Source organism: Mesorhizobium sp. M7A.F.Ca.US.005.03.2.1 (assembly GCF_003997795.1).
Taxonomy (GTDB): Bacteria; Pseudomonadota; Alphaproteobacteria; order Rhizobiales; family Rhizobiaceae; genus Mesorhizobium; species Mesorhizobium ciceri.
In genome coordinates this window covers 1-536 of the sequence record NZ_RZRP01001565.1, presented here as the reverse complement: position 1 = coordinate 536, position 536 = coordinate 1, and the positions used below count along the sequence as shown (strand labels likewise).

Annotated in this window: 1 protein-coding gene; it reads left to right on the top strand. The window is 64.7% G+C overall.

The window, feature by feature from the left end; translation table 11 throughout:
- A partial coding sequence (locus tag EN991_RS39160) for a hypothetical protein (protein WP_127370679.1) occupies positions 1–436 on the top strand: 436 nt, incomplete at its 5' end.
- Positions 437–536: the final 100 nt, after the last annotated feature.

The window sequence follows — 536 nt, the reverse complement described above, 5'->3', positions numbered from 1 at the left end:
CGCAACCGCCGCCGCACCGGTCACATCAGCCCAAAGCGCTGCCATCCTGTCGAAGACCCGCTTGCAGATCGCGCCGATCGTAGGCGCTTCGGTGGAAGCTGCGACACCTCTGACGGCGGAGTTGCAGACCCGTGCCAGGCAGCGCGGCATCACTCTCGCCGGCAGCGCCGACCAGACCGTGACACATGTGCTGAAGGGCTATTTCTCGACGATGTCCGAAGGCGCCGACACCACCGTCATCTATGTCTGGGACGTCTATGACCCCGCTGGCAACCGGCTGCACCGCATCAATGGCCAGCAGAAGGCTCCGTCGGTCAATTCCGGCGCCAGCGCGGGCGGCGACAGCTGGAAGGGGATCTCGCCGGCCACCATGCAGGCGATCGCCGACCAGACCATCGACCAGTTCGCCGCCTGGCTCGGCGGCAAGGCGGGCTAGAGGCATCGGACCCCAAAGTGGAGACGGTTTTGGGAAAATCCGATGCCCAATGAGAAGAAGAACCAGCACAAGTCCCCTGCTCCCTGTTGCAGTCCGGCGA